Source organism: Bdellovibrio reynosensis, from assembly GCF_022814725.1.
GTDB lineage: Bacteria > Bdellovibrionota > Bdellovibrionia > Bdellovibrionales > Bdellovibrionaceae > Bdellovibrio > Bdellovibrio reynosensis.
In genome coordinates this window covers 1,683,187-1,708,855 of record NZ_CP093442.1, presented here as the reverse complement: position 1 = coordinate 1,708,855, position 25,669 = coordinate 1,683,187, and the positions used below count along the sequence as shown (strand labels likewise).

At 43.6% G+C, this 25,669-nt stretch carries 29 protein-coding genes and 1 tRNA gene; 20 read left to right on the top strand and 10 right to left on the bottom strand.

Annotated features, from left to right (window positions below):
• Positions 1–3 precede the first annotated feature (3 nt).
• The 3 genes from MNR06_RS07950 to MNR06_RS07940 form a co-directional block, all read right to left on the bottom strand.
• The gene (locus tag MNR06_RS07950; RefSeq protein WP_243540703.1) at positions 4–588 is read right to left on the bottom strand and encodes a helix-turn-helix domain-containing protein; all 585 of its coding nucleotides are present in this window, start codon (positions 586–588) and stop codon (positions 4–6) included.
• Position 589: 1 nt separating this feature from the next.
• A complete protein-coding gene (locus MNR06_RS07945) occupies positions 590–1,165 on the bottom strand; it encodes a sigma-70 RNA polymerase sigma factor region 4 domain-containing protein (protein WP_243540702.1) in 576 nt (191 codons plus the stop codon).
• Positions 1,166–1,360: 195 nt separating this feature from the next.
• Positions 1,361–1,437, bottom strand: a tRNA-Pro gene (locus tag MNR06_RS07940).
• Positions 1,438–1,520: 83 nt separating this feature from the next.
• Here MNR06_RS07940 and MNR06_RS07935 point away from each other — a divergent pair.
• Complete coding sequence (locus MNR06_RS07935; protein ID WP_243540701.1) at positions 1,521–2,183, top strand: hypothetical protein; 663 nt, start codon at positions 1,521–1,523, stop codon at positions 2,181–2,183.
• Here MNR06_RS07935 and MNR06_RS07930 read toward each other — a convergent pair.
• Positions 2,180–2,389 carry a hypothetical protein gene (locus MNR06_RS07930; RefSeq protein ID WP_243540700.1) on the bottom strand — a complete coding sequence of 70 codons (210 nt, stop codon included), beginning with the start codon at positions 2,387–2,389 and terminating at the stop codon, positions 2,180–2,182. The two genes, MNR06_RS07935 and MNR06_RS07930, sit on opposite strands and share 4 nt — an antisense overlap.
• Before the next feature lie 112 nt (positions 2,390–2,501).
• Here MNR06_RS07930 and MNR06_RS07925 point away from each other — a divergent pair, with 112 nt between their 5' ends.
• Complete coding sequence (locus tag MNR06_RS07925; RefSeq protein ID WP_243540699.1) at positions 2,502–2,942, top strand: hypothetical protein; 441 nt, start codon at positions 2,502–2,504, stop codon at positions 2,940–2,942.
• A 78-nt stretch (positions 2,943–3,020) separates the two neighbouring features.
• On the opposite strand, the gene rpsR is transcribed toward MNR06_RS07925, so the two are convergent.
• On the bottom strand, positions 3,021–3,290 hold the full coding sequence (gene rpsR, locus MNR06_RS07920; RefSeq protein WP_243540698.1) for a 30S ribosomal protein S18: 270 nt from the start codon (positions 3,288–3,290) through the stop codon (positions 3,021–3,023).
• Positions 3,291–3,471: 181 nt separating this feature from the next.
• Between rpsR and rpmB the strand changes: the two genes are divergently transcribed.
• From rpmB to MNR06_RS07875, 9 genes are all read left to right on the top strand, one after another.
• Positions 3,472–3,759: a 50S ribosomal protein L28 gene (rpmB, locus tag MNR06_RS07915; RefSeq protein ID WP_243540697.1), complete on the top strand. Its 288-nt coding sequence runs from the start codon at positions 3,472–3,474 to the stop codon at positions 3,757–3,759.
• 13 nt (positions 3,760–3,772) lie between these two features.
• Positions 3,773–4,033 carry a KOW motif-containing protein gene (locus MNR06_RS07910; RefSeq protein ID WP_243540696.1) on the top strand — a complete coding sequence of 87 codons (261 nt, stop codon included), beginning with the start codon at positions 3,773–3,775 and terminating at the stop codon, positions 4,031–4,033.
• Positions 4,034–4,197: 164 nt separating this feature from the next.
• Positions 4,198–4,548, top strand: coding sequence for a hypothetical protein (locus tag MNR06_RS07905; protein WP_243540695.1), 351 nt, complete (start codon positions 4,198–4,200; stop codon positions 4,546–4,548).
• A gap of 5 nt (positions 4,549–4,553) precedes the next feature.
• Complete coding sequence (locus MNR06_RS07900; RefSeq protein ID WP_243540694.1) at positions 4,554–5,384, top strand: carbon-nitrogen hydrolase family protein; 831 nt, start codon at positions 4,554–4,556, stop codon at positions 5,382–5,384.
• Between the two features lie 86 nt (positions 5,385–5,470).
• Complete coding sequence (locus MNR06_RS07895; protein WP_243540693.1) at positions 5,471–5,722, top strand: hypothetical protein; 252 nt, start codon at positions 5,471–5,473, stop codon at positions 5,720–5,722.
• Positions 5,723–5,786: 64 nt separating this feature from the next.
• A complete protein-coding gene (locus MNR06_RS07890; protein WP_243540692.1) occupies positions 5,787–7,526 on the top strand; it encodes an electron transfer flavoprotein-ubiquinone oxidoreductase in 1,740 nt (579 codons plus the stop codon).
• Between the two features lie 53 nt (positions 7,527–7,579).
• Positions 7,580–8,704, top strand: a complete 1,125-nt coding sequence (locus MNR06_RS07885) for a THUMP domain-containing class I SAM-dependent RNA methyltransferase (RefSeq protein ID WP_243540691.1) — start codon at positions 7,580–7,582, stop codon at positions 8,702–8,704.
• A 214-nt stretch (positions 8,705–8,918) separates the two neighbouring features.
• Positions 8,919–9,302: a hypothetical protein gene (locus MNR06_RS07880; protein WP_243540690.1), complete on the top strand. Its 384-nt coding sequence runs from the start codon at positions 8,919–8,921 to the stop codon at positions 9,300–9,302.
• Complete coding sequence (locus tag MNR06_RS07875; RefSeq protein WP_243540689.1) at positions 9,295–9,801, top strand: DUF5615 family PIN-like protein; 507 nt, start codon at positions 9,295–9,297, stop codon at positions 9,799–9,801. Before MNR06_RS07880 ends, MNR06_RS07875 begins: the two co-directional genes overlap by 8 nt.
• Before the next feature lie 54 nt (positions 9,802–9,855).
• Here MNR06_RS07875 and MNR06_RS07870 read toward each other — a convergent pair whose 3' ends face one another.
• Positions 9,856–10,221: a hypothetical protein gene (locus tag MNR06_RS07870; RefSeq protein ID WP_243540688.1), complete on the bottom strand. Its 366-nt coding sequence runs from the start codon at positions 10,219–10,221 to the stop codon at positions 9,856–9,858.
• Positions 10,222–10,235: 14 nt separating this feature from the next.
• Entirely contained in the window at positions 10,236–11,279 is a 1,044-nt protein-coding gene (gene lpxD / locus MNR06_RS07865; protein WP_243540687.1) for a UDP-3-O-(3-hydroxymyristoyl)glucosamine N-acyltransferase, read from the bottom strand.
• A 121-nt stretch (positions 11,280–11,400) separates the two neighbouring features.
• Between lpxD and MNR06_RS07860 the strand changes: the two genes are divergently transcribed.
• The 7 genes from MNR06_RS07860 (at position 11,401) to MNR06_RS07830 (ending at position 19,341) form a co-directional block, all read left to right on the top strand.
• Entirely contained in the window at positions 11,401–11,967 is a 567-nt protein-coding gene (locus MNR06_RS07860; protein ID WP_243540686.1) for a hypothetical protein, read from the top strand.
• A 98-nt stretch (positions 11,968–12,065) separates the two neighbouring features.
• Positions 12,066–12,284 carry a translation initiation factor IF-1 gene (infA, locus tag MNR06_RS07855; RefSeq protein ID WP_243540685.1) on the top strand — a complete coding sequence of 73 codons (219 nt, stop codon included), beginning with the start codon at positions 12,066–12,068 and terminating at the stop codon, positions 12,282–12,284.
• A gap of 71 nt (positions 12,285–12,355) precedes the next feature.
• The gene (locus MNR06_RS07850) at positions 12,356–14,725 is read left to right on the top strand and encodes a helix-hairpin-helix domain-containing protein (RefSeq protein WP_243540684.1); all 2,370 of its coding nucleotides are present in this window, start codon (positions 12,356–12,358) and stop codon (positions 14,723–14,725) included.
• Positions 14,726–15,154: 429 nt separating this feature from the next.
• Entirely contained in the window at positions 15,155–16,543 is a 1,389-nt protein-coding gene (locus tag MNR06_RS07845; RefSeq protein WP_243540683.1) for a TldD/PmbA family protein, read from the top strand.
• A complete protein-coding gene (locus tag MNR06_RS07840; RefSeq protein ID WP_243540682.1) occupies positions 16,543–17,883 on the top strand; it encodes a TldD/PmbA family protein in 1,341 nt (446 codons plus the stop codon). Before MNR06_RS07845 ends, MNR06_RS07840 begins: the two co-directional genes overlap by 1 nt.
• A gap of 171 nt (positions 17,884–18,054) precedes the next feature.
• Positions 18,055–18,885 (top strand): L,D-transpeptidase, encoded by an 831-nt coding sequence (locus MNR06_RS07835; protein WP_243540681.1) that lies wholly within the window; start codon positions 18,055–18,057, stop codon positions 18,883–18,885.
• A 6-nt stretch (positions 18,886–18,891) separates the two neighbouring features.
• A complete protein-coding gene (locus MNR06_RS07830; RefSeq protein WP_243540680.1) occupies positions 18,892–19,341 on the top strand; it encodes an LEA type 2 family protein in 450 nt (149 codons plus the stop codon).
• Here the strand turns inward: MNR06_RS07830 and MNR06_RS07825 are convergent.
• The 3 genes from MNR06_RS07825 to MNR06_RS07815 form a co-directional block, all read right to left on the bottom strand.
• Positions 19,338–20,384 (bottom strand): SDR family NAD(P)-dependent oxidoreductase, encoded by a 1,047-nt coding sequence (locus tag MNR06_RS07825; protein ID WP_243540679.1) that lies wholly within the window; start codon positions 20,382–20,384, stop codon positions 19,338–19,340. The genes MNR06_RS07830 and MNR06_RS07825 overlap by 4 nt on opposite strands.
• Before the next feature lie 11 nt (positions 20,385–20,395).
• The gene (locus MNR06_RS07820) at positions 20,396–20,833 is read right to left on the bottom strand and encodes a hypothetical protein (protein WP_243540678.1); all 438 of its coding nucleotides are present in this window, start codon (positions 20,831–20,833) and stop codon (positions 20,396–20,398) included.
• 125 nt (positions 20,834–20,958) lie between these two features.
• Positions 20,959–21,738, bottom strand: coding sequence for an HAD family hydrolase (locus tag MNR06_RS07815; RefSeq protein WP_243540677.1), 780 nt, complete (start codon positions 21,736–21,738; stop codon positions 20,959–20,961).
• 119 nt (positions 21,739–21,857) lie between these two features.
• Here MNR06_RS07815 and topA point away from each other — a divergent pair, with 119 nt between their 5' ends.
• Positions 21,858–24,575, top strand: a complete 2,718-nt coding sequence (gene topA / locus MNR06_RS07810) for a type I DNA topoisomerase (protein WP_243540676.1) — start codon at positions 21,858–21,860, stop codon at positions 24,573–24,575.
• Between the two features lie 71 nt (positions 24,576–24,646).
• Complete coding sequence (locus MNR06_RS07805; RefSeq protein ID WP_243540675.1) at positions 24,647–25,546, top strand: hypothetical protein; 900 nt, start codon at positions 24,647–24,649, stop codon at positions 25,544–25,546.
• Positions 25,547–25,669: the final 123 nt, after the last annotated feature.

The window sequence follows — 25,669 nt, the reverse complement described above, 5'->3', positions numbered from 1 at the left end:
TAGTTATCCGCGCTTTTTAAGTTCATTTGAAAGAAACTTAACAAAGTCATTTAGGAGTTTCTTTTCTTCTGAACTTAACTTTCCTATCTCTTTTGAGTGAGCGGCAAATTTAACTATTTGATCAGTAAATCCTGAAGAGTGTTTAGATACTGTGCCTGACATCAATACCAATGATCGAGGCTCAAGCTCAAAAAACTGTTCAAGTTGATAGACAGTTCGTGGACTTGGGGTGAAATAGTCATCCGTTTCAATATTCCGTACATCACTGAGATTTATTCTTGCTAAAGCTGCTAATTCTTCTTGGCTAATGCCTTTCTTGCGTCTCAATAGGGTTATGATAGTTCGAAGGCCCTCATGAAGAGCCTTTTGGTTTTGAATCTTTGGCTCGGTTTTCGAAGATATCCTACCTGCCTCGGCAAGTGCGCGAGCAATCGCTGAATCAGCAGCTTTTAGTATACTCTTTGGATCTTCACCTGCCGCAGTGAGGGCTTCATCGAGTTCCTTTTCAGTTGCCTCAAATGCAAAGCTCTCAAACGCTTGTAAGATTGATTGAGGCGAAGGCTTTTTGTTATTTGATTTGTTATTCATTTTACTCCTCCTCTTTGCTTGCTATGTATTTAGCGACCTTTCTTTGAACCCTCTTTCGAACGGTTTCCCATTCCTTTTCATCGAGTTCGAGGGCTTCCATAATCTCTACGCCATCAAGTCCTTCAGCTTTCAACTTTAGAACTTCAAAACCTTGAGTGTCTTCACCAAAAAAGATACGAATCTTTTCAACTTCAGCGGCAGCGTCAATCTTAGAGTCTTGATCGCTTGATCCGTCAGTGATCTTTTGGTTGATTCGATCTAGCTCAGACTCTCTGCTTGTGCGGTGGTGGCCAGCAATACTTTTGATTGTCTGGCTAATGAACTTGATAAAGGAGACGTGCTTGGGCCACTTTCTATCTCCACTTAGTGCGCGACAGACTGCTTCTTGTAAGAGGTCCTCGGGCTGGAGTTCAGAGTAGTGCAGGCCAAACTTTCGCCACCAGAACCGCGCTGAAAGCAGAAGTTTTTTGCGATCACCTGGTGTTAGTGCTCGAACGGCGAACTCCACTTCCTCGCTAGAGGCGTAACTTTGTGGCGTGGCCGTTTTTTCTAGTAAATGGATGTTACGTTCTTTCATTAATATCCCTCTTAAATACTACCTATGCCGAGCAAAGGGTATGTTTGGGACATTAAGATCACTTTTTTTATATATTTTTACGAATTTGAATGAGGTTAACTGCGTTTAACGTGGTTCGGACCTAACCTGCGTATTTTTAAAATCGATGTCTGTTGTGCTTATTTTAGAGAAGAGAACCTAAAGTAGGTTAGAAAATGGTCGGGGAGATAGGATTCGAACCTACGACCCTCTGGTCCCAAACCAGATGCGCTACCAGACTGCGCTACTCCCCGACAAGGCCAGGACAATAAATAAAAGATGGGCCTGTTGTCAAATCTCTAGATAATAACGCACATCAGAAGCTATACTTTTTTTCATGGAAAACTTCATTAACTCTCTGCCGAAGCCCGTTCTCGCATTTTTAGCCATATTAGTGGGCATTGGTGTGTTCATGTTAATCAGTCCGCCACATACAGTTTGTGATACGCAGGCAGCAACTTTTAAGGAACTGCAGCAAGGAAACATTTTTTCGACCACGGTGAAGAAGGCAAAAATTCCTCCGGTGATTGTGCGAGCTAAAGAAGCTTGTCAGTTGGGAAACAGTGCAGGCTCTTGTTATGAGTACTTCATGGTGCTTAAAAAAGTTGCAGATGATATCGGCAAATCCTCTACCGATTGCACCAATCAGGTTTTCAACATTGGTGAAGTTAAGTCAGCTATGAATGATGGCATTGAGTTGATGGTAAGACTAGCCTGGGGGACGAAGCCCCCAGAACCGGGTTTGGAAAGATTCGGATGGATGTCAGAGGCGGAGATCGCAATTTTCTGTCGTCTCCGTGGCGTATATCTTCGCGCGAATGGCGAAGACGGCTGGGTGGCACTTCGTCAACGAATCTCTGCAAAACTTCCGGGGGAAGAGTTAGAGATTTCTACCGACCCTACAGCCGTAGCTGTAGAGCCCAAAAAAGCTAAAGATCTATTGTCAGAGCAAGATATCTGGAATCGCAGCCTGTTTTCCGTACGCTGTGATTCTTTTTAAAGAGACAGAATTTCCATCTCTTTCCATTTTGGCTTTTGCTCTCTGTATTCAAGGTGTCCGTACAGTTTGAAATTCTCATCTACATTGTTGATTAGTAGATAAGCCAACGAGTGGATTCTTTCTAAGCTCCACTCGTAAGGGTTTAAGCCGAAATCGCTAAGTGAAGATTGCAGTTTCAAGTTATTAAGTTCGTTTTGAGAGATCATTTCAGTATTCCTTTTAAAAAATAAATAAGACGAATAGACACTATTGCAAGGCCGGTGCTCGGCCATGCCGCCTTCAAATCAAATATAAAAGGGTTTGGGCTTGAGTTGTCCTATGGGTTGGACTAGCTTCTTGGATATGGGACGAAATAGATTTCTTTATTATTTAATCGCAGAGCTTGTCGTCATCGTTTTAGTGATGGTGATTTTCAGGTTTATTCCCGATCGTCAGATTGCGGCAACGACTGCCGGCTTCCTATTTGTGGGGCTGCCTTTAGGAATGATGGTGCTTGAATATAGAGGGGCGGGCCTAGAGCAATTTTATTGGTTCGTCGCCGTTTTGCAGTTTTGGACTTTATTTGCCTTACCTATTTTGGGGCTGAGACTTGCCAACTGGGGAGTTCCCTTTGATCAACTTTCGTTTATTGGGATTTCGGGTCCGAGCTTACATCAGTGGTCGAGTAAAAGTTACATCGTGATGATGGGTTTTACGGCAGGGGTGTGGTTTAAACTTCGTCGTCAATCCGGGCGAAAACGTTTAAATAAGATTGGATAGCTTTTAAAATGCAAAAAGCCGGTTTTTCAACCGGCTTTTTCTATCCTTCAGGAAATCTAGATCGATTTAAGATCGTTATTAGATCTCGAATGGAACTGGAGAGATAGCTTCAGCTCTGTGGAAATTGTCAAAAGCGTCTGAACCAGAAGGCAATAAAGCTAGGTTGCGAGACTTTTTAACTGCAGCTGCAACTCTTTTTTGTTGAGCTACTGATAATTTAGAGATGCGAGATGGAGTGATTTTACCGCCGTCGCCGATGAAACGAGTCAAAGATGCCGGATCTTTGTAATCAAAAACGTGGTCGCCTGAGAATTCTTGTCTGTATTTGCTACGAGTAGTTTTTTTCATGGAACTGTCCTCTTTCGATTTCCTGTTGGTTAGCGAGTTAATGTGTGTACAAGAAAAAAGAGTTGCCATCAAGTGTCTTTTTAACTTATATGGTTGTTTCTTGTTTGCGGCGCCCATATTAAGTTTTCGTGCGTTGTAGACCCAGACTTGTAGCTAGTTAAGAGAGCCAGAGGAGCTTAGTATGAGCAGATGCGAAATTACCGGAAAAGGCCCAGTTGTTAAGAACTTGGTGTCCCACTCTAATATTAAAACAAAATCAACAGCTCAACCAAATGTTCAAAAGAAACGCATATTTAGCCGCGTTTTGAACCAAATGGTGAGATTGCAAATCGCGACCAGCGCTATCCGTGATATGGAACACGTTGGCGGTTTTGATAACTACCTTCTTAATTCTGATGACTCTAAGCTTTCAAAAAGAGCTGCAGCAGTAAAATCTAGAATTAAAAAGAAAATCAGCACTAAGAAATAAGTAAGAGGCCGTCATGAAATTAAAAGTAAAAAAAGGTGCGACTGTTCAAGTTATCACTGGCTCTGATAAGGGCAAAAAAGGTTCTGTTTTGGCTGTAGACGCTAAAAATATGTTAGTAAAAGTTCAAGGTGTGAAAGTTCAAACACACTATGATAAAAAAGACGGTCTTTTGAAAAAAGAAGGCTTCATCAACTATTCAAACGTGAAACTAGTTGAAGCTGCTACTAAAGAAAAAAAGACTTCTAAAAAAGCTACTAAATCTAAGTCTGCTTAGTATGTAGATATTAGACTTGGTCAGCCGGCAAACTTTGCCTATGACTAAGTCTAATTTTGGTCCTTAAGTCCATCTCTTCGTTTTAGTCTCATACATAGCTGCGTAAAATCAAAGTTGAGCTAGGATTTTTAAATTCTTCCAACTTGTTAAAGAGGAGATGCAGCTTGAAACGGGACCAAATCTCAGCAGAAAAAAACATAAAAGCACTGTGCGCGACGGCGTTAACAGTGCTTTTTTTTTCGTCGTTAGCGAACGCTGACATTGGTGACTCTCTAGTTCTGTGCAAGAACAATAAAACCGTAAGAACTCTGCGTGTGGAAATGGGCAAAGACGAAAAATGTCGTGCTATTTACACTAAGCAAGGCGTTGATGAAACAATCGGCTCTGGACAGAATGTTGATTCTTGTGTTGAGTTTGTTTCTAACGTTAGAAAAAATCTTGAAGAAGCAAAATGGAATTGTCGTGAAGTGAAAGAGGCAAGAACCTCAACGCTTCAATTAGACGCCGCGGAGTAAATCTTATGAGTTCGGAACTAGTGGTTGCAGCCGTGCAGATGACGTCGGTTGATGATGTCGATGCAAACTTGCAGCAAATTTCTGAACTCCTAAAAGAGACCTTTAAAAAAGACCAACCTCGCTTGGTCTGTTTTCCTGAAAATTGCCTATATATGAGAGTGAAAGAAGGGGAGCCGATCAATGGTTTTGACCTTTCTCACTCTGCATTTGCGCAACTTTCTTCTTTAGCAAAACAATATAAGACTCATTTGCATTTAGGTTCGGTCCCGCTTTTGGTTGATGGGGTTTTATTTAACTCTTCAATCTTAATCACTCCTGAAGGTGAAGTTCGCCCGACATATCAGAAGATGCATTTGTTCGATATTCAGCTTGAAGGGCAAAAGCCTATTCGTGAATCCGATGTTTTTAGTCATGGGCAAAAACCGAGTTTGATTGAAGTCGATGGTTGGCGCATTGGTGAATCAATTTGTTATGATCTGCGTTTTTCAGAGCTTTTTGCTCGTTATGCTAAGCAGGATGCTGATTTGATTTTAATTCCTGCAGCGTTCTTGGTGAAAACAGGAGAAGCGCATTGGGAAGTGCTTTTGCGTGCTCGCGCAATTGAAAGTCAGGCCTATGTTTTAGCTAGTGCTCAAGGTGGAACTCATCATGGTGTTCGTGGAGGTTCCAGAGATACATTTGGTCACACGTCAGTGATTGACCCTTGGGGAGCTGTTATTGCCCAAGTTAAAGAGTCTCGCCCAGGTGTGACAATCGCGATACTTTCTAGAGGAAGAATTGCTCAGGTTCGTCAGCAGATTCCGATGAAGTCCCATCGCCGTCTTCCAGTTGCCTAAAGTCTAGAAATCCTGCACTATTTCAATGACAAGTTTCTCAATTGGCTTTTATTATGCGCGCAAATGCGCAGTTAGGGAGCTGGATTATGATCCGAGTTTTCTTATTATTTTTTCTGCTAGTCTTTACTGTTGTTCCGCACGCGTGGTCGCAAGAAGAAAATTCTGAGCCCGCGTTTGATGAAGCAAAAGAAGCTGAAATCGCGATGAAGGCAAAAAAACGTCTTTATCCCGGTGGCAGAGATGAAGAAGAACTGAAAGTGCAGGCCCAAGTTTCTACACCTGTTAGAAAAGTGGCTCCGCAAGCAGAACTTAAAGAAGACGAACCTGCTGAAGAATAGGCGCGCAGAGTGCAGCGGGCGCGGCCCGCGGAACTGAAGCAGAATTAAGTTTGGAGAGATACCTATGTCAACAATGTATACTGAACTACCAGAAGGCGTAACCCGCGAAACCATGGACGTTGATGTTCTTATCGTCGGCGGTGGATCTTCAGGTTTATCTTGCGCCCTTCATTTGCAAAACCAAATTCAAAAACATAATGAAGATGTTTCTGCGGGTCGCAAAACCGGCGAACAAATTCCAGAGCAAATGATCGTGGTTCTTGAAAAAGCTTCTGAGGTTGGTGCCCACAGCTTGTCGGGTGCGGTTTTAAATCCAAAAGCTTTGCGTGAACTTATTCCTAATTTTAAGGAAGAAGGCGCACCACTTGAAACTGAAGTTAAAAAAGATGCGGTTTACTATCTAGGTTCTGATTTTTCTTTTAAACTTCCGATTGTTCCTCCGCCATTTCATAACGAAGGGAACTACATCACTTCAATTTCTAAATTCAACCGCTGGTTGGGTTCTAAGTGTGAAGAAAAAGGGATCAATATCTTCCCTGGCTTTGCTGCTGTAGAAGCGTTGTATGAAGGTGATAAAATTGTCGGAGTTCGTACTGGCGATAAAGGCCGTGATAAAAATGGTAAACCAAAAGCGAACTTTGAACCTGGTTTGATTTTAAAATCAAAAGTTACGATCTTCGCAGAGGGAACTCGCGGATCCTTATTCAAACAAGTTGAAAAGAAATTAAATCTTCGCGCTGGAAAAAATCCTGAAGTATTTGAAGAAGGCGTAAAAGAAATTATCCAAATGCCTCCGGGCACTGTGGAAGCGGGCCAAGTGATTCACACTTTGGGTTTCCCACTTTCTAAGTCTATCGGTGGTACTTTCATTTACACAATCCCAGGTGACAAAATCATCCTAGGTCTTGTGGCTTATTTGGATACGAACGATCCTTTGTTGGATCCACATCGTGAATTGCAAAAACTGAAAACTCATCCGTTCCTACAAAGCATGCTTAAAGGCGGTAAAGTAGTGGCTTACGGTGGTAAGACACTTCCTGCGGGCGGTTGGTATTCAATGCCTCGCTTGTACGGTGATGGCTTCATGGTTTGCGGTGATTCTGCAAGCATGGTGGATGTTCAGAAGCTTAAAGGTATTCACTTGGCGATGAAGTCAGGTATGCAAGCAGCTGAAACTATTATGGATGGTCTTCTTAAAGGTGGTGAGTTCACTGCCGAAGTGACTCAAGGTTATGAAAAACGCATTGAAGCTGGTTACGTAAAAGACGAGCTTTACCGCGTTCGTAACTTCCACCAAACATTAAGCAAAGGCATGTTTGCCTCTTTGCCTTTAATCGGTTTGCAAGAAATGACTGGTGGCCGTGGTCTTAAAGACAACATGAAGATCGAGCATATCGATGCGGATACGACTGAGAAGGTGGTCGACGTTTGGGGTCCTTACGGTCTTGAGCATGAAGACAATAAGCTGCCTAAACCAGATGGCGAATTGTTCTTTGATAAACTTTCTAGCGTTTACATGACGGGCACTATGCATGATGAAGATTCCCCGAACCACCTTATTTTGAAGGATGGGGATATTTGCCGTACGGTGTGTGAGCCGAACTATAAGTCGCCATGTAACCACTTCTGCCCAGCAAGCGTGTACGAGATGGTACCGTCAAAAGTTGAGGCAGGTAAGAAGGACTTACAAATCAATTATACCAACTGTATTCACTGTAAAACTTGTGATATTAAGTGCCCATTCGAAAATATCGAGTGGACCGTTCCTGAAGGGGGCGGTGGACCACAATATCGCGAAGTATAGGGAAGCCTAGCGTTTTTGGGACTGGGCTTCTTTCAACCAATGAAAGGATGCCCATGCCAATCTTTTTTGCCTCCACAGCCCGCGGATTAGTAGAACCTCTTGAAGCCGAACTTAAAGGACTAGGTCTTAAAGTTGTCGATAAGACTGCCGGCGGAGTTACTTTTGATAGCAACTGGAAAGGTTGTTACAAAGCCAATCTGCACTCTCGTTTAGCAAGCCGTATCTTAAAGCCGATTTTGGACTTTACGGCGTACGAGCCTGACGAATTATATAACAACATTCTTAAGCACGATTTCACTAAGTACATTAAGCCGACTCAGACGATTTCAATTGATGCTTCTGTGTCTGATTCAAAAATGCGTGACCAACGTTTCGTTGCGATGAAAATCAAAGACGCTATCGTGGACCAGTTCCGTGATAAGTACGGTGTTCGCCCTGACGTTGATAATTACAACCCGGCTTTGCGCATTCAAGTTCGTTGCGTGAAAAATATGTTTAACGTTTCTATCGATACTTCTGGCGAAAGCTTATTTAAACGTGGCTACCGTAAAGAAGTAGGTGAAGCTCCGTTAAAAGAAAACTTAGCTGCGGGTCTTATTAAACTTTCTGAGTGGGATCAGCAAACTCCGATCGTGGATTTGATGTGCGGTTCTGGAACTTTTTTGATTGAAGCAGCGATGATGTCTTTGAACATCGCTCCTGGTATCAATCGCACTCGTTTTGGTTTCCAAAATCTTTTAGGCTTTGAAAAAGAAGCTTGGGACGACGTTGTTCAAGAAGCTTTGGATGCTGAAAAAGAAACGTTGGAATTTAAATTCTACGGATATGATATCGACAACAAAGTTATTAAGAATGCCAAAGACAATGCTAGAAATGCTGGCGTTGACGAAGTGATTGAGTTCAAAAAAGAATCCGTAGCAACTGTTGAACCACCTGTGGAAAAAGGTTTGATCATCGTTAATCCTCCGTACGGAGCGCGTATCGGTGATGAAGACAATCTTCGTGACGTGTATCGTGATCTTAGCTTCACGCTTAAACACCGTTTCAAAGGTTGGGATGCTTGGATCCTTTCAGGAAACAAAGAGTTGATGGCTGATTTGAAATTAAAAGCCACTCGCAAGCACTTTGTATTCAATGGTAATATTGAGTGCAGATTCCTTAAGTATTCGATGTTCTAAGGGGGGATCGCCGATAAGGGCCCATCTGACTGTTGAAGGCTCCTGCCTTCAACCCCTTGCGGGGCTGGCGCGCAAAAATGCCATCATGGCATTTTTGTGCGTTGTGCGGTCTTTCGCTTCTCTCCGACGTAGCGCTGCTACGCCTGCGCTGCGGGAAGAGGCTTCCGCCTTGCATATGGACCCTTCTCGTCAATCCTGTTTTGCCGAGGGGAAGATGAAAAAACTTGTTTCGTTGTTTCTGTTTTTACCAGTTTCTTCTTTCGCCGCACTACCTGTTTTAAAGTATAGCGAAGTCACTTGTCGTCTATCTGTTGATGAAAAAGTTGTGAAAGAGACGACGGCAAGTTTGATGACTTTGGTTATTGAAGAGAGTCTTGGGCGATTTGCTCAGATTCAGTTTGGTGATGATACTAAGAAAATCCAGTATCAGATTCTTATCGAAAATTCTGAAAAGCAAAAGGATGCAGTCAATGTTCTGCAAAACCTGATGGTAGGTGATGCGGAAAGTTCTGTTGAGTTTTCTGCTTTAACTCCGAATTGGGTGCGGGTTGGACATGGCAACCACAGTGTTGCTTGCGACCTGAAGCAAGTTGACTAGCGCGCACTCTGGCGCAGCCAGAGGTAAACCTTCCCTTCAATTTTTTGTTGATGAAAATCTTTTGGGCCTTGTGAAGCGCCTGCGCATGATGGGAATTGATTCTTCCACCTTGCCTGGTGCTGCTGACGATGCCGTTCTTGAAGTAGCCATAGAAGAAAATCGAATTATTTTAACTAAAGATCGTAAGTTCTTTGAGCGTATTCCTGCTGGGCGCGGGTACTTCGTTAAGGCAGATGATGCTAAGGACCAGTTGCTCGAAGTTTTAGAGCAGTTCCCTTTGCAGGATTATGATGAAGCTTTATCTCGATGCTTTCAGTGCAATACGCCGATTCAGGCAATTGATAAGGCACAAGTGAAAGAGCGTGTTGATGCAAAAACCTATTCTTTGTATGAACAGTTTTACGAGTGCCCTACATGCCTAAGAATATATTGGGAAGGTTCGCACTTTGATAAGATGGTTAAAGAAGTGGAAAAGGTACGAAGAGATCTTTCAAAATAAAAATCCCGGTCTGAGTGCTGCCGGGATTTTTTTATTCTAAATTTTAAACTAAAACTAGAACGGTTTGTTGATAGCGATGAACGCAGCTGTTGTGCCAAGACCCCAAAGAAGGATCGCGATAGGCCAGCCGATATAACCTTTTCTTTTCACCAAAGAAATAGCGATACCTAGAACTAACCAAATACCAATCTTAGCTTGAACCCAAGCTGGTAGTCCCTGAACTAGGCCCAATCTTGCTGCCATACCGAAACCAGACAAGAAGATTAAGAATAGACCCAAACCATGAGTGATGAACGCCATCAATCTTGCAGATTTAGTAAGAGTCACTTTAGAGAATGCTGCTACCATCAATCCGCCGAAGCCGAAAAATAAAAGCATGAAACCTAGCATGTGTAGCACTTTATAGAACTGGTAAGACATGAATCAAAACTCCTTTATTCGTCTTGCAGGCCAAGATGTGTTTTCACCTTGCCCATATCTTTTCTAAGCTTCGTTAGTGAAGTGAAGCTAGATAAAGTTTTTAAATAGTCACGCATAGGCTCTAACGGGAAGCCGCCGTATTGTCCAGGTTTTGTGATGTCTCCTGTGGTGCAGCTGCGGCCAGCCATGATAACGCCATCGCAAACTGTTACATGGGGCCCAATAGCAACTTCGCCACCACACATAAAGTGATTCCCGATTTTGCTTGAACCTGCCACGCTGAATTTACCGGCGATCAAACAATTTTGACCGATTTCTACGTTATGGGCGATATGGCAAAGATTATCCATCTTTGTGCCGCTACCGATCTTAGTTTCTGTTAAAGCGGCGCGATCGATGGCGCAGTTAGCACCAATTTCCACATCATCACCGATAACGACTTTACCGATTTGCGGGATCTTTTTAGGTTGCCCTTTAGTAGGAGCAAACGAAAAACCATCAGCACCGATTGTTGTGTGTGGATGAATTTCGCAGCGTGCACCCACGATACAGTGAGAGCCCAAGAAAACTTGCGGGTGCAACAAACTGTGATCTCCAACTTCCGCATAGGATTCAATAACGGTGTGGGCGCCAATTGTTGATCCGTCACCGATTTTTACGTGCTCACCGATCACCGCAAACGGGCCGACTCCAACATTTTTGCCTAAGTGGGCTGTGGGATGAATGAAAGCCGTGGGATGAATCTTAGTTTCTTGATTGAAGCGATCCATTTTCCCATCGAACAAAGGAAGGATTGCTGCCATTCCCAGTTGAATCGATGCCGTCGTGAAAAGCGTACTTTGTGTATCTGTCGGCAGGTTTAAGTTTTTTAGTGCGACGATGATAGGTGCCTTGGCTTTAAGGGCCATTTCCAACTGTTCGGGCTTAGAAACGAAAACCAAAGTTTCAGAATCGCAGCTTTCAGGTGGAAGAACCTTTGTCGCAACGGCTTGAACGGAGCCGGATACAAAGTTGAGATCGGATGAATTCAGGTCTTTGATAACTTCTGCTGTAATCATAGTGATGCCTCGCGCTAACACTTTACTATTATTTTTTTGATGTCAAGGCACTCAGTGATAGTATAAATCTGCTAATTAAAAGTTTTCGATTGATTCTCACCTTTATTAGAGAGGACTTGGGATGGCAAAAAAGGCTGCAAAAAAGGAAGCACCTGCGGCAAAAGCCAAAGCGGCAAAACCCGCTGCAAAAGCGCCAGTGAAGGCGGCAAAACCTGCTAAAGCAGCAGCACCAAAAGCGGCTGCAAAACCTGCGAAAGCGGTTGAAAAAGCGAAACCTGCTGCGAAGCCAGAGCCAAAAGCTGAAAAAGCTAAAGCTGTGACTGCGAAAGCTCCCGAGAAAAAAGCTGCTCCACCGGCGAAAGCTGAAAAGGCTGAGAAAAAAGCTAAAGTCGAGGAAGTCGAAGAAGTTGAAGCTCCGAAAGAGGCCACTAAAGCCGCTAAGAAAGAGAAGAAAACTAAGCTCGATAAGACCGGTTTATCTGAAGATCAGGTAAAGTGGCACGAACTGAACGAAAAATATAAAGCGATAAAAGCTCCAGCTTATAGCATTTCCGGCCAATTTGAGGCAAAGACACCTTTGCAGCACAAGATTTTCGGTTGGGGATACATTCTTTCTAATGAATACGACCGCTTAGAAGTCCTTTTTGAAGACGGAAAGCGCATGCTAATCAGCAACAGAAAGCTTTAATAATCCGACGGACCAGTTTTATTAAACTGGTCTGACAGCGCACTAGATTAGAGAAAACTATTGCAAGGCAATGCTTTCTGACCTACTAATTTATCTGCATGGCAAAAGACGATTTAGTACAAATTGATGGGAAAGTAATCGACGCCCTAGCGGGTGGCCTTTACAAAATTGAACTCGAAAATAAAGCGATCATTAACGCTAAACTTTGCGGAAAAATGAGACGTTTTAATATTCGCGTGGTTGTGGGCGACAAAGTGAGTGTGGGAGTATCTCCATACGATCCAAGTCATGGCCTCATCATGTTCCGTCATAAATAATTTTGATTTAATCATTTACACTCCGGCCTCCGTCGGAGTTAGACTCATTTCCAATTAAATCTAGAGGTTCTATGGATCAGGCTCTTCAGAGTTATTTGGCGCGTATTGCACCTACTGTTTCTGCAAAATCAGCACAAGCTGTGATCGAACTTGCAGCAGAGGGCGCTACGGTTCCTTTCATCGCTCGTTACCGTAAAGAGAAAACTGGCAATTTGGACGAAGTTCAAATTCGTGCAGTTATCGAAGGTCACGAAACTTATAATGAGATTGTAAAGCGTAAAGCTTTCCTTATTAAAGAAATCGGCGAGCAAAACAATCTTACTGCGGAAATCCAAAAGCGCATCGAGCTTTCTTGGGATCTGGGTGAGCTTGAAGAGATCTACAAACCATTCAAGAAAAAGAAAAAAACCAAAGCGACTGTGGCCCGCGAAGCTGGCTTGGAGCCTTTGGCGCAATGGATTTGGGATCTTGGCCATGGTCTGATCAAAGACGATGCGACTATGGAAATGAAAGCGAAAGCTTTCTTAAATCCGACTGCTAAAATCGTCACTTACGAAGAAGCGCTAAAAGGTGCTCAAGATATCTTGGTTGAAAAAATCGCCAATGATACTGAACTTCGTGCGATGGTTGCGAAGAACTACAATGAAAAAGGCCGTGTTGTTGCGAAAGCAGCTAAGGGCTTTAAACCAAATTCTAAGTACGACATGTACAAAGAATTTGAAGAGCCAGTTAAAAACTTGATGGATGCTAAAAACAATCACCGCTACTTGGCGATGAGACGTGGCTGGCAAGAAGAGGAATTGGCTGTTGACGTTAAGGGCGATGACGAAGACATCTTAAAGTCTTACGAAAAGTTCGCGACTTCAACTCCAGACAACGCTGTTGGTGAATACTTAAAACAATGTGCTCGTTTGGCATTGAACGTTTACGTTCTTCCTTCTGTGGTGAATGAAGTTCATCGTTTGCTAAAAGAAAAAGCGGATACAGATGCTATCACGGTATTTGCTGAAAACGTTCGTAAGTTGTTATTGGGTTCTCCGTACGGATCTAAATGTGTATTGGGTGTCGACCCTGGTTTAAGAACGGGTTGTAAAGTGGCTTTGATCGATAAGACGGGCGCTTTCATTTCTCACACAGTTCTTTACACTTTAGGTGACGATGCAGAGAAAAAAGCAAAAGCACTTTTCGGTGAAGTATTAAAACAAATCCAAATCGAAGCGATCGCTGTAGGTAACGGTACCGCAGGTCGTGAAACTGAAGCGTTCTTGCGCAAAGTTCTTAAGGATCTTGGCAAAAACATTCCAGTAGTGATGGTTTCTGAGTCAGGTGCTTCTGTGTACTCGGCTTCAGAAGTGGCTCGTGAAGAGTTCCCAGATCTAGACGTGACTGTAAAAGGTGCGATCTCTATCGCGCGTCGTTTGCAGGATCCTTTGGCGGAACTTGTGAAGGTAGATCCTAAGTCTATCGGTGTTGGTCAGTACCAACATGACGTGAACCAATCTCAATTGAAAAAATCATTGGAAGCTGTGGTTGAGTCTTGCGTGAATAACGTAGGTGTTGACGTGAATACGGCGTCTGCGGCCCTTCTTTCCCATGTTGCGGGCATTGGTCCTGCGTTGGCGAAAGGGATCGTTGAACACCGTAAAAAAGCGTTGTTCTCGGACCGTTCTGAGCTTTTAAAAATTCCTAAGTTTTCTACAAAAGTTTACGAACAAGCTGCGGGTTTCTTAAGAATCCCAGGTGGAAAACAAATCTTAGATTCTACAGGTATCCATCCAGAGCGTTACCAAGCGGTGACCGACATGGCGAAGGATATCGGTGCAAACCTTTCTGAAATCATTGGTGAAGGTGCGAAAAAACTTTTGGCACAAAGAACTAAATGGGCTCAGCTGGTGGGTGAGTTTACTTTTGATGACATCGTAAAAGAACTTGAAAAACCAGGCCGCGATCCTCGTGATCCGTTCAAAGTATTCCAGTTCCGTGACGACATCATGGAAGTAAAAGACCTTCAAGAAGGTATGATCTGCCCAGGTATCGTGACGAACGTAACTAACTTTGGTGCTTTCGTTGATATCGGCGTTCACCAAGATGGTTTGGTTCATATTTCTGCACTTTCTCACAAGTTCGTGGATGACCCTCGTAAAGTGGTAAATCCAGGGGACCATGTGACAGTGAAGGTTCTTAAAGTTGATACTGTGAAAAATCAGATTTCATTAACTATGAAAATGGATGATGCACCTGAAGCTTCCGCACCTCGCGAAGCTCGTGGTGACAGACGTCCGGATCAACGTGGCGCTGGCGGCAGACCTGCTGGTGGACCTCGTCCTCCTCATGGTGGTGGTGGTCACGGACAACGTCCAAGTGGACCTCCTCCGAAGCCAGCTAATCCGTTCAACAATCCGTTTGCGGCCTTGATGAACGTGAATCCTAATAAGAAGTAGTACGTAAATTAATTTAGAAGGAGAACTAACATGGCAGTAAAAGGTAAAAGCAGAAAAGGTATCCGTCATAAGAAAAAACGTATCTCTCAAAAGAAGAGAATGATTAAAGCCAAAATCCGCAAATAGGCGGGTCGCCGATAACGGCGCATTCGACTGCGTTGTGCGGTCTTTCGCTTCCCTCCGACGTACTAGGAGTACGCCTGCGGTACGCGAAAGATCCTCCGCCTTGCGCCTGCACCGTTCTCGCCAACCCTTGTTTCTCGGTATTTGGGACCCCAGTGGCTTTGCCCTGGGGTTTTCTTTTTGGTGCTACTTTTGTTTTGGGTATTGTCTGGTGATACCTGGACCTTTTTGGGTTAGGTCCTTTCGGAATTGTCTGTCTTATTGTTTCTGGGTTTTGTTATTCTCTTTGAATCTAAGGAGGCTTCGATGCTGGTTCAACCTCATATTTTGACTAAGGCCCTTGATGCGGCTTTAAGTACTGGTGCTGATTTCGCGGATATTTTTCTTGAAGACACTTATTCCTCACAATTGACTGTTTTAAATTCTAAGCCTGAGCAGGCCATTGTTGGTCAGCTTTATGGTGCGGGGATTCGTTTGTTCTTTGGCCATGAGATCGTTTATGTAACCACGAATGACTTATCTGAAACGGGTTTGGTGAAGGCTGCTTTGAATGCGGCTCAAAGCCGTGGCACTGGTGGCGCTAAGAAGTCTATGCCTTTGTTGCAAGTGCCTTTTGATACTATTCATACCTACGGTGAAAAACCTTGGGAAATGAATCGCGATAGAAAGTTCCAATGGTTGAATGCCATTGACCAACATTCTCGTGCTCGCAACTCGGCGGTGACTCAGGTTGAGGCCGGTCTTAATGAAAAATTTCAGCGTGTGCAAATCGCAAACTCTAAAGGTTTGATGGCCTATGATGAGCGCGCTTATTCCCGCATTCGTATGAACACTTTTGTTGAACACAATGGTGTGAAAGAAAGTTCTTCTGAAGACGAAGGTCACATGGGGACTTCTGAAATTTATGATCAGATCAATCTTAAAGAGCTAGCTGAACAAACTGTGGATCGCGCGATGATGTTGACGACTGCAGCTTATGCTCCTGCTGGTGAAATGCCAGTTGTTATCGATAATGCATTCGGCGGAGTTATTTTCCACGAAGCTTGCGGTCACGGTCTTGAAACGACAAGTGTTGCTAAAGATGCTTCTGTATTCTGCGGTAAGCTTGGTCAGAAAATTGCCCATGAAAGTGTGACAGCGATTGACGATGGTACTATCGAAAATGGTTGGGGCTCTTTAAACATGGATGATGAAGGTAACAAAACTAAGAAAACCACTTTGATTGAAAATGGTGTTTTGAAGTCTTACATCGTCGATGAAATGGGATCTCGCCAAACTGGTTATGAAATTACCGGAAGCGGTCGCAGGCAGTCTTATAAGTATGCTCCAGCTTCACGTATGAGAAATACGTTCATCGCTGCTGGTAAAGATACTTTTGAAGATATGATCCGTGATGTGGACTACGGTCTTTATGCGAAGAAAATGGGTGGCGGTTCTGTGAACCCAGGTACTGGTGATTATAATTTCCAAGTGGGTGAAGCTTATATCATTCGTAACGGTCGTATTGAAGAAGCCGTAAAAGGGGCTTGTTTGATCGGTCGTGGTATCGACACTTTGGGTAAAATCACTAAGGTTTCTAACGATCTTAAACTAGCGCGCGGTATGTGCGGTTCAGTCAGTGGATCTATCCCTGCAGCTGTTGGCCAGCCGCAAATCCTTGTATCAAGCCTAATGGTCGGTGGGAGAGCGAAATAATGGATACTATTAAATCGAACTTCGAAAAAATTGCGAATTTGGCCCGTCAAGATGGCGCCAAGGTTGAAATGCTTGTCAGCGGCGGCGAAGAGTTGAGCATTGGTTATCAGAAAAAGAAGTTAGATTCTTTTGAATCTACGCAATCGCAGATGGCAGGCATCCGTGTGATCTTGGGCGCAAGCCAAGGTTATGCGTACACTGAAAACTTAAATGACGAATCTTTGCTGCGCACGTATCGCGATGCTTTGGCAAATGCGAAGACTGTGCAAAAGCAAGGTGCGACAGTTTCTTTGATGGCACCTAAAGCTATCACGCCGATGTCAAATCTGTATAACGTTCAAGATGTGCCGATGAATAAGAAATTGGACATCGCTCGCTTGCTAGAAGAGCAGTGTTTAGAAAAGGATCCGCGCATTTCAGCGGTTCCGTATTCCGGATACAGTGAAGTAAGCAGCTTTAAAAGAATTCTAAACTCTGAGGGCATGGACCAAGAGTTTAAGCAGAATTATTACTCTGGTTATGCTTATCCATTAGCGAAAGACGGTGAGTCTTCAAAAATGGATGGCGAAGGTTTCTTTGCCCGTTCTTTTGACGACATCAAAGTTTCAGAAGTGACTGAAAAAGGTGTTAAAAAAGCAGTATCGCGTTTGAATGCGACAAAGCTGACTACTGGAAACTATGCAGTTGTTATTGATCGCGATCAGTTTTCTACGGTTTTGCAGATGATCTATTCTTATTTCTCGGCAAAACAAGTGGATGAAGGCAAATCTTTATTCAAAGGTAAACTTGGTCAGAAGATCGCAAGTGATAAATTCCAGTTGTTGGATGATCCATTCGAAGCGCGTGGTACGGCGACTCGTCCGTTTGATGATGAAGGTGCCCCATCGCAAAAAACAGTTTTGTTTGAAAATGGTGTGCTAAAAAATCTTCTGACGAACTTAGAGTATGCGCATAAGATGAACCTTCCGCACACATCGCACGGTCGCAGAAGCCCGGCTTCTCAGTTGGAAATTGCTCCGACAAATTTGGTGGTGGCAAAAGGCACAAAGTCTTTGCAGGATCTATTAGCCTCCCAAACTAAAGTTGTTCACTTAACAGAGTTCGCTGGTGGTTTGCATGCAGGCTTTAAGGAATCCACAGGTGATTTTTCAATGCCGGCAGAAGGCTTCCTTTATGAAAACGGGAAGTGTGTAGGGCCGATTGATCAGTTTGTTATGTCAGGTAACGTTCTTGAGCTTCTTCGCGACATAGAGGACTTAGGAAATGACTATAACAAGCCGGGCAGTTCAATGATTTGCCCTGATGTTCTTATTAAGTCTTTAAGTTTCGCTGGAGCTTAAAAGTAATTTTTGCTTCGATACAAAAAGCCCAAGAGAAATCTTGGGCTTTTTTATTTCTGACATCGTTTGTTCAAACATCGTTTTATGTTTTTATAAAATCCCTTTAACCAAAGAGTGAGCTCTTCCCCTGTTCTATGGTCTGATGTTCAGACCATTTCCACGGAGGGATTAATGAGTAAGTATTTTTTGTTAGTGTTAGTTGTGCTGTTTACAGCGACTGAAGTGCAAGCCGGCTGGTGGGATAAGTGGTGGCCACCGGGAAGACGCCGCAGATCTCCACCACCATCAAGACCGCCAGCTCCAATTTCTTGTGAATATTCTCCAGAAGAAAAACAAAGAATCATTCCGATTGAATCAGAAAAAGCCTATGAAAGAACTCCGGTTTCTTATCCGGTAGAAAGATTCGACGTTCAGTCAGCGATGGTGACACGTCCCTGGTTGCGTGACTTTAGATATATTATTGTTATTAATAAGGCAGCGACGGGCAGAACGGCGCAATCAATCATGGTCTTTGAAGATGGGTATCCTATTTTACAAGATCGTGTTTCTACGGGCCGCGAAACTTTAGAACTGCGCCGTCGTCATGAGACTTGTTTAAAACAGCCGCCAAATTCCTATTATTCTGTAACGGCAACTGGGTACTATCCAATACAACAATTGATTGAAAACCACAGATCAGAATCTTTTGATGCGGATATGCCGTATTCAATGTTCTATGATCGTTCCTTCGGTTTAGCTCTGCATCAAGTGAACGAAGCTTTCCTATCAAGATTGGGAAGCCGCGCTTCAGGCGGATGCACGCGTTTGCGCCCAGGGTTTGCTGAAGAGTTGTTCTTTTTAGTTAAGAAAACAAAAGGGGCAGAGATTCCAGTCTTCAAAAAAGATGGATCACCAGTGTTATTGGAAAACGGTCAAATTAAAAGAACTAAAACTATTTCAACTAGTGATGGACGAAGCTCTGCCTACAGTGCGATTGTTATTATTCAAGACATCGTAGAGTAGGGTGATATGTTCAAATTTTCAGTATTCGCAGCCGGTTTTCTTTTGTTAAATCTCGTGGCCTGTTCTTCACTGCAAGAATGGGCTGTTGGGCAAAAACCTGAAGCGAAACTGAAAGAAGTCTTTATAAAAGAAGCAGACATGACCGGGGCCCTTCTGGTTTTTGTCGTTAACGTGCAAAACCCGAATAAGCATGATTTGAAAATTGATGAAATTGCTTATCGGGTTTTTCTTGATGGCAAAGAAGTAAGCCAGGCAAAAACGGAAAAAAATATTTTGTTGAAGGCTGAACAGGAAGCGGAAGTTCCAATTCCGTTGCCGATTAAATACTCGCAAATTTTTGATAATATTGCGGCCGCATTAACTGCGGGATCGATCACCTATAAAATTGAGGGGGATGCTAAGGTATCCCCATTTAGCATCCCATTTTCGAAGTCTGGAAAAGTGGATTTAAACTAAATTCTTTTTTCGTTATTTCTTATGGCAGCATCATTGGTCAGTTTGGTTAGAACTGATGGTGCTACTGCTGAATGAGACTCTGAGCCTTTTTTAAGTTCACTAAAGACCGGAGCGCTAGGCATTAATAGATTTGCCACCGCCATAAAGTCCGCCGTTAATTCAGGAGCAATGCCTTGAACTGCGATGGCTACTTTTGTTGGTAACGAAATATTTATCTCTGCCTGGCCGGCTTGCATGGCCTCGATGATTTTTCGCGCGGCTCTTTCTGCGCTCATAGTAAGAAGTGGAATAGAGTCCGCTAATGCAAACCACGAGTATTCTTTAGAGTGTTGACCGCGAAACTGCGCATGATCGACAGATCCTGTGCGCATTAAACCCGGGCACACAGTAGTTACATAAATATTATCTTTTAATAGTTCAGGGCGAATCGAGCGGGAATAGCCCACCAAGGCGAATTTCCCCGTGCAATAAGACGACAGATGCATCACTGGAACTTTTCCGCCGATGGAGCTTATGTTGACGATACGGCCGCCGCCAGTGGCTTTCAAAAATGGTCGGGCAGCTTCGGTGATATTGTATGAAGCCCAGAAATGAACTTTCAAAGATTCTTCGAAATCCGCCGCACTGAGATTTTCATAAGGCGACACTGTGATGACGCCAGCGTTATTAATGACAACGTCTATACGTCTAAAGTGTTCAAAACATCTTTCCATCGCCGTTAATGTTTGGCGCGGATTGGTTGAATCACAAACTTGATAGATCACTTCGGCTGTTGGTACTTCGAATTGAATTTGGTTCTGCGCTCTTTGCAGTTCTTCTTTGTCCCTTGCTAGTAAACAAACGGAAGCACCTTTTTTTGCAAGTTCTTTAGCTAAAACAAATCCCAAACCTCGCGAACCACCAGAAATCACAACCACCTTGCCTTCCATCTTCATGAAGCGCAGACCCTTTTTCAGTTGGTTGTAAGCAAAGTAAAGCAGCATTCCCATGCCGACGTTTCTCATCAAGCGACCGTTGGTTCTTCTGGTTTTGCGTTGGCGCATTTGGATCTCCTTTAATATTCGCGGTAATGACGGCCTCGGCGGCGGTCCTGGCGGATTCTTTCTTCCAAATCATCCGTGCCATAGTGGTATTGAAAATTTCGATTAGGATCGCGATTTGTTAATTGAATGGTGTGATCCCGCTCAAATCGGTCTTGAGGAATTTCGTTATAGCGATCTTGAGCGAAACAATCGGATTGATTGTACCGATCATCCTCAATGTCATGAGGACGGAAGCGTTCTAGCTCTTCTTCCTCTTCATCAGAAAGTCTATCGTCTTCTGCGCCTTCGACTTGTCCGTGGCCGCCATCGCTGTAGTTTGATACATGAAGGTGTTCCTTTTCACCGGGAACGCGGCGATGTCGTCTGTCGACTTTGACGTATTGTTCAGCACCATGGGTGCCGCGGTTTTGTGAAAAGTTGTCCTGGTTTCGTTTATTGCCATCAGACATAGTTCCACCCTTTTTTTATTTAAGAATGACTATGCAAATTCAAAACCAGATGAACTTCGATAGAAGTGATTTAGAAAGAAAGAAGGGGCATTTTTCTTTTAAGAAAAAGAGGAATGCCCCAAAGATTAGTTTTTATTTTTTAAAATGGCAGAAGCGATTTCGGTAAAACCTAAACCACCACGCTGACGACTCACATAAGTTGGTTTGTTAGAAATCTGATCGATGAAATTTTGAATGTTAGCAACGGCAAAGCTGTGGGGGAAGTAAGCAAACATCGGTTCATCGTTAGGGGAATCCCCGCTAAAGCCACAAAGATTTTTAGCTTCAGAGGCTATCACATTGAATTCTCTTTCTAGGAACCTTAAAGACATTGTTAGTTTGTCGTAACTGCCAAACCAGCCGTTGACGTGGATAGAGCTGACTTTGGCTTGAGCTCCGGCTTGGTTGAAGATCTCAACGATTTTTTGCACTTGATCCTTTGGCAAAGGGTTCACGTCTTCGCAGAAATCAATAGCCAGGTCCATCAAGCGGCAAAACTGATCGCTGGCAAGGTCACAGCCGGGAACTTGATTAAGAATTTGCGATTGAAGCTGCTCAAGCTTTAGGCGATTTTCTTTTTGAGTTTTTTCATCGAAGAAAAAATGGCGATGCATCTTACGATCATGGTAACGGAAGTAAAAGCCACCGTTTTCGCCAACGATGCCACTGACGGGCCAAACCCGAGCAATCATCTCGCACCAGCCAGCGGGTCTTCCTGTGACGGGGATAACGTGAATTCCCGCATGACGAAGACTCCATAATGCTTCATATGCTTCGGCACCAAGAAGACCTTCATCAGTCAGGGTGTCGTCGATGTCAGTTAGAAGAAATTTGAGTGAATGCGAGAATTCCAAAGTGTTTTTCATTTCTTAAATTTATCGGCATTTGGGATGGCTTGTCAAAAATTAGACTTGCACCGAAAGCCATTCGCCTTCATTTTTTGTCTATATATATAGTTCGGGCTGCAACAGTAAGGAACGTCATAATGGCAAAAAAAATGGATACTTCTGATGGTATTAAACTCGTGGTGGTCGAATCACCGACGAAAGCCAAAACCATTCGTAAGTTCTTAGGCAAAGATTATGTAGTTGAATCATGCATGGGTCACATCCGTGATTTGCCTAAATCTGCTAAAGATATTCCTGAAAAAGTAAAAAAAGAAAAATGGGCGCAGCTTGGGGTTAACGTAGATAAAAACTTTGAGCCTATCTACTGCGTTCCCAAAGACAAAACCAAAGTCGTCAAAAATTTAAAAGATAAACTTGAAGAAGCCGCAGAGCTTTACCTCGCGACGGACGAAGACCGCGAAGGGGAGTCGATCAGCTGGCACTTGCTTGAAGTGTTAAAGCCAAAAGTTCCAACTAAACGCATGGTGTTTCATGAGATCACCAAAGATGCGATTCAAAAAGCCTTGAAAGACACGCGTGAGATCGACATCAATCTAGTGCGTGCGCAAGAGGCACGTCGTATTCTTGATCGTTTAGTGGGTTACACTATTTCTCCGTTACTTTGGAAAAAAGTAGCTTACGGTCTTTCTGCGGGTCGCGTGCAATCTGTGGCTGTGCGTTTGATTGTTGAAAAAGAATTAGAGCGCGTTCGTTTTAAAAAGTCTTCTTACTGGGGTGTTCTTGCTGAACTTAACAAAGACGGCGTGAACTTTGAGTCTCGCCTTCAGCAGTACAAAAACCAACGAATTGCCACCGGTAAAGACTTTGATGGTTTAACGGGGCAATTGACTGCGGGAAAAGATGTTTTAGTTCTAGATGAAAAGATGTCAGCAAAATTAGCTGCTGATTTAAAATCAGGTTCTTGGGTTGTTTCTGATGTGGAAGAAAAACCAACCTTCAGAAAACCTGCAGCTCCGTTCATCACTTCGACATTGCAACAGGAAGCCAACCGTAAATTAGGATTAAGCTCTCGTGAAGCCATGCAAGTGGCGCAAAAACTTTACGAGCAGGGTTTCATTACCTATATGCGTACGGACTCTACTTTCTTATCAACAGAAGCGATCAATGCTTCTCGTGATGCGATTCAAAGTAAGTACGGTAAAGAGTACCTGACTCCGCAACCGCGCAACTATGCTGCAAAAAAAGTTAAAGGTGCGCAAGAGGCCCATGAGGCAATTCGTCCTGCTGGTAACCAATTTATGGATCCAGATGAAACGGGTCTTACTGGAACTCAGTTCCGCCTTTACGACATGATCTGGAAGCGTACTATTGCTTCGCAAATGGTTGATGCTAGACAAAAACAAGTCAGCGCTAAAATCCAAGTAGGTGATGCTTTATTCGGAGCTTCGGGAATGACTATCGAGTTCCCAGGTTTCTTGCGCGCTTACGTTGAAGGCAGTGATGATCCAGAAGCAGACTTGGCTGAACGTGAAGTGCGTTTGCCGGCTTTAAAAGTGAAAGATGGGGTGAAGGTTTCTAAACTAGATCCAACTTCCCATGAAACAAAACCACCTGCTCGTTATACAGAGGCAAGTCTTGTTCAAACCATGGAAAAAGAAGGTATCGGGCGTCCTTCTACATACGCTTCTGTTATCGGGACTATCATTGATCGTGGTTATGTTCGTAAAGCGGGGACAGCACTTGTTCCAACCTTCACGGCGATGATCGTTTCTAAACTATTAAGCAGTTATTTATCTCAGTACGTGGATCTTGGCTTTACATCTGAAATGGAGCAAAGCCTGGATAACATCGCTGAGGGTGACCTTGATTGGGAAAAATATCTTTCAAGCGTTTATAAAGGACCTAAAGGTCTGAAAGCGTTGGTTGATAGTCAGGAAGAAAAAATCAATCCTGACGACGCGCGTACCATGACTTTAGAAGGCATGGATCGTTATAAATTCCATGTGGGTCGTTATGGTGCTTATGTCACCACGACTCGTGATGGGGAAGATGTCAGTGCTTCGTTGCCTGATAATGAATCTCCGGCAGATATCACTCCTGAAATTGCTGAAAAATTAATTGATCAAAAAATCAATGGTGCTGATGCCCTTGGTAAAGATCCAACAACAGGTTTACCGATTTACGTTTTGAACGGCCGTTATGGTCCTTACGTTCAAATGGGTGATGTAACGCCTGAAGATGATAAGCCAAAAAGAGCGTCGCTTCCTCCGAACACTCAGCCAGAGCAAGTGGATTTACAGATGGCTTTAAGTCTTTTGTCTTTACCGAAAACTTTGGGTAACCACCCGGGCACTGGTAAAGAAATTAAAGCTGGTTTGGGTCGCTTTGGTCCTTTCGTGGTTCACGATGGCGATTATCGATCAATTCCTAAATCAGACAGCATCTTTACGATCACTTTGGAAAAAGCCCTAGAGATGTTGAGCCAACCTAAAAAAGGTCGCGGCAGAGCTGCGGCTTTAAAGGATCTCGGAGCGCATCCTGATACGGGTGATGCGATTCAGATTTTCAATGGTCCTTATGGTCCGTACATTAAGTGCGCGAAGGTGAATGTGTCTTTGCCAGAGGGTGCATCCCCGGACACTGTTACTTTAGAGCAAGCTATCGGTTTGATTAACGATAAAGGTGGCTTAACTAAAGGAAAAGGCAAAGCTAAGGCCGCAAAAGCGACGGGTAAAGCCCCGGCAAAAGCGAAAGCCGCGGCTCCTAAAAAAGCCTTAAAGAACGCTGAAGGTGCTAAGGAAAAAGCCCAAGCACTGGGTGTCAAAAAAGTGGTCACTCGCAAGGCTAAGAAGTAATTTGTTCATCCCCCTTTTCGCGAGGGGGATTCTTTGCTAAATTTGCTCCATCAATTTCTGTGGAGTATTTTATGAGCGATAGTCCCCTGAAGGGACAATTGGAATTGGGAATCAACCGCGCACCGGAAAAAGATCGTAACTTCGATCGCGGCGGGCGCAGTTTCTATTTCTTTGATTTCGATGACAACATCGCTTTCTTAACCACGCCTTTAATTCTGTTTCATAAAAAAGATCGCAGCGAAGTTAAAATCTCTAGCGGAGATTTTGCCCAGTATCACCAAACCATCGGTATCTCTGGTTTGTACGCTGATTATGAAATGGATTTCTGTGATGTGACGGGAACTTTCCGTAACTTCCGTGATCACGATATTTCTGAAGTGGAAAAGCTTTCGGGTCGCCAACAAATTTTCGTTCAAGATGTGGCGGGTGCTTTGGGTTTTGCTGACTTCCAGTGGAAGGGTCCTTCTTGGGAGTGCTTTTATCACGCTGCCTTTAACCAAAGACCTCTTTCCGTCATCACAGCCCGTGGTCACCACCCGAATACTTTAAAAGACGGCATTCGTGTGTTTGTACAAAAAAAGGTGCTTCCATTAGAGCCTAATTACTTAAGCATCTATCCCGTAAGCCACAAAGAAACTCGCATTGCCTTGGGTGATGCTGAGTTAAAAGAGGGCACTGCGGAATTGAAACAACGAGCTATCCGCGCCAGTGTGGAAAAAGCCATTGAGCTTTATGGCTTCAACGCTCACCACCGTTTTGGCATGTCCGATGATGACCCTAAGAACATACAATTGATCCTAGAGGAAATGACTCGACTTAAGACGAGATTCCCTGAGATGTCCTTCTTTATGATCGAAACTCAGCATGGCAATTTCATTAAGCATGAAGTGAAACATAATGGACTTCATGGAGATAGAGTAGAGAACCTCTCGCAACTTTCTTTCTTCGAGGAAGATCGACAAAAGTCTTAGAACCTTTCAAGAGTCCTAATTTATTGCTGCTATAAATTATTGAATGCTCCTTTCTGGATCTTTGCTATCCTATTGCAATCAGTTAGAGCTCTCGGGAACTGCGAGAGCGACATGGAAGGATCA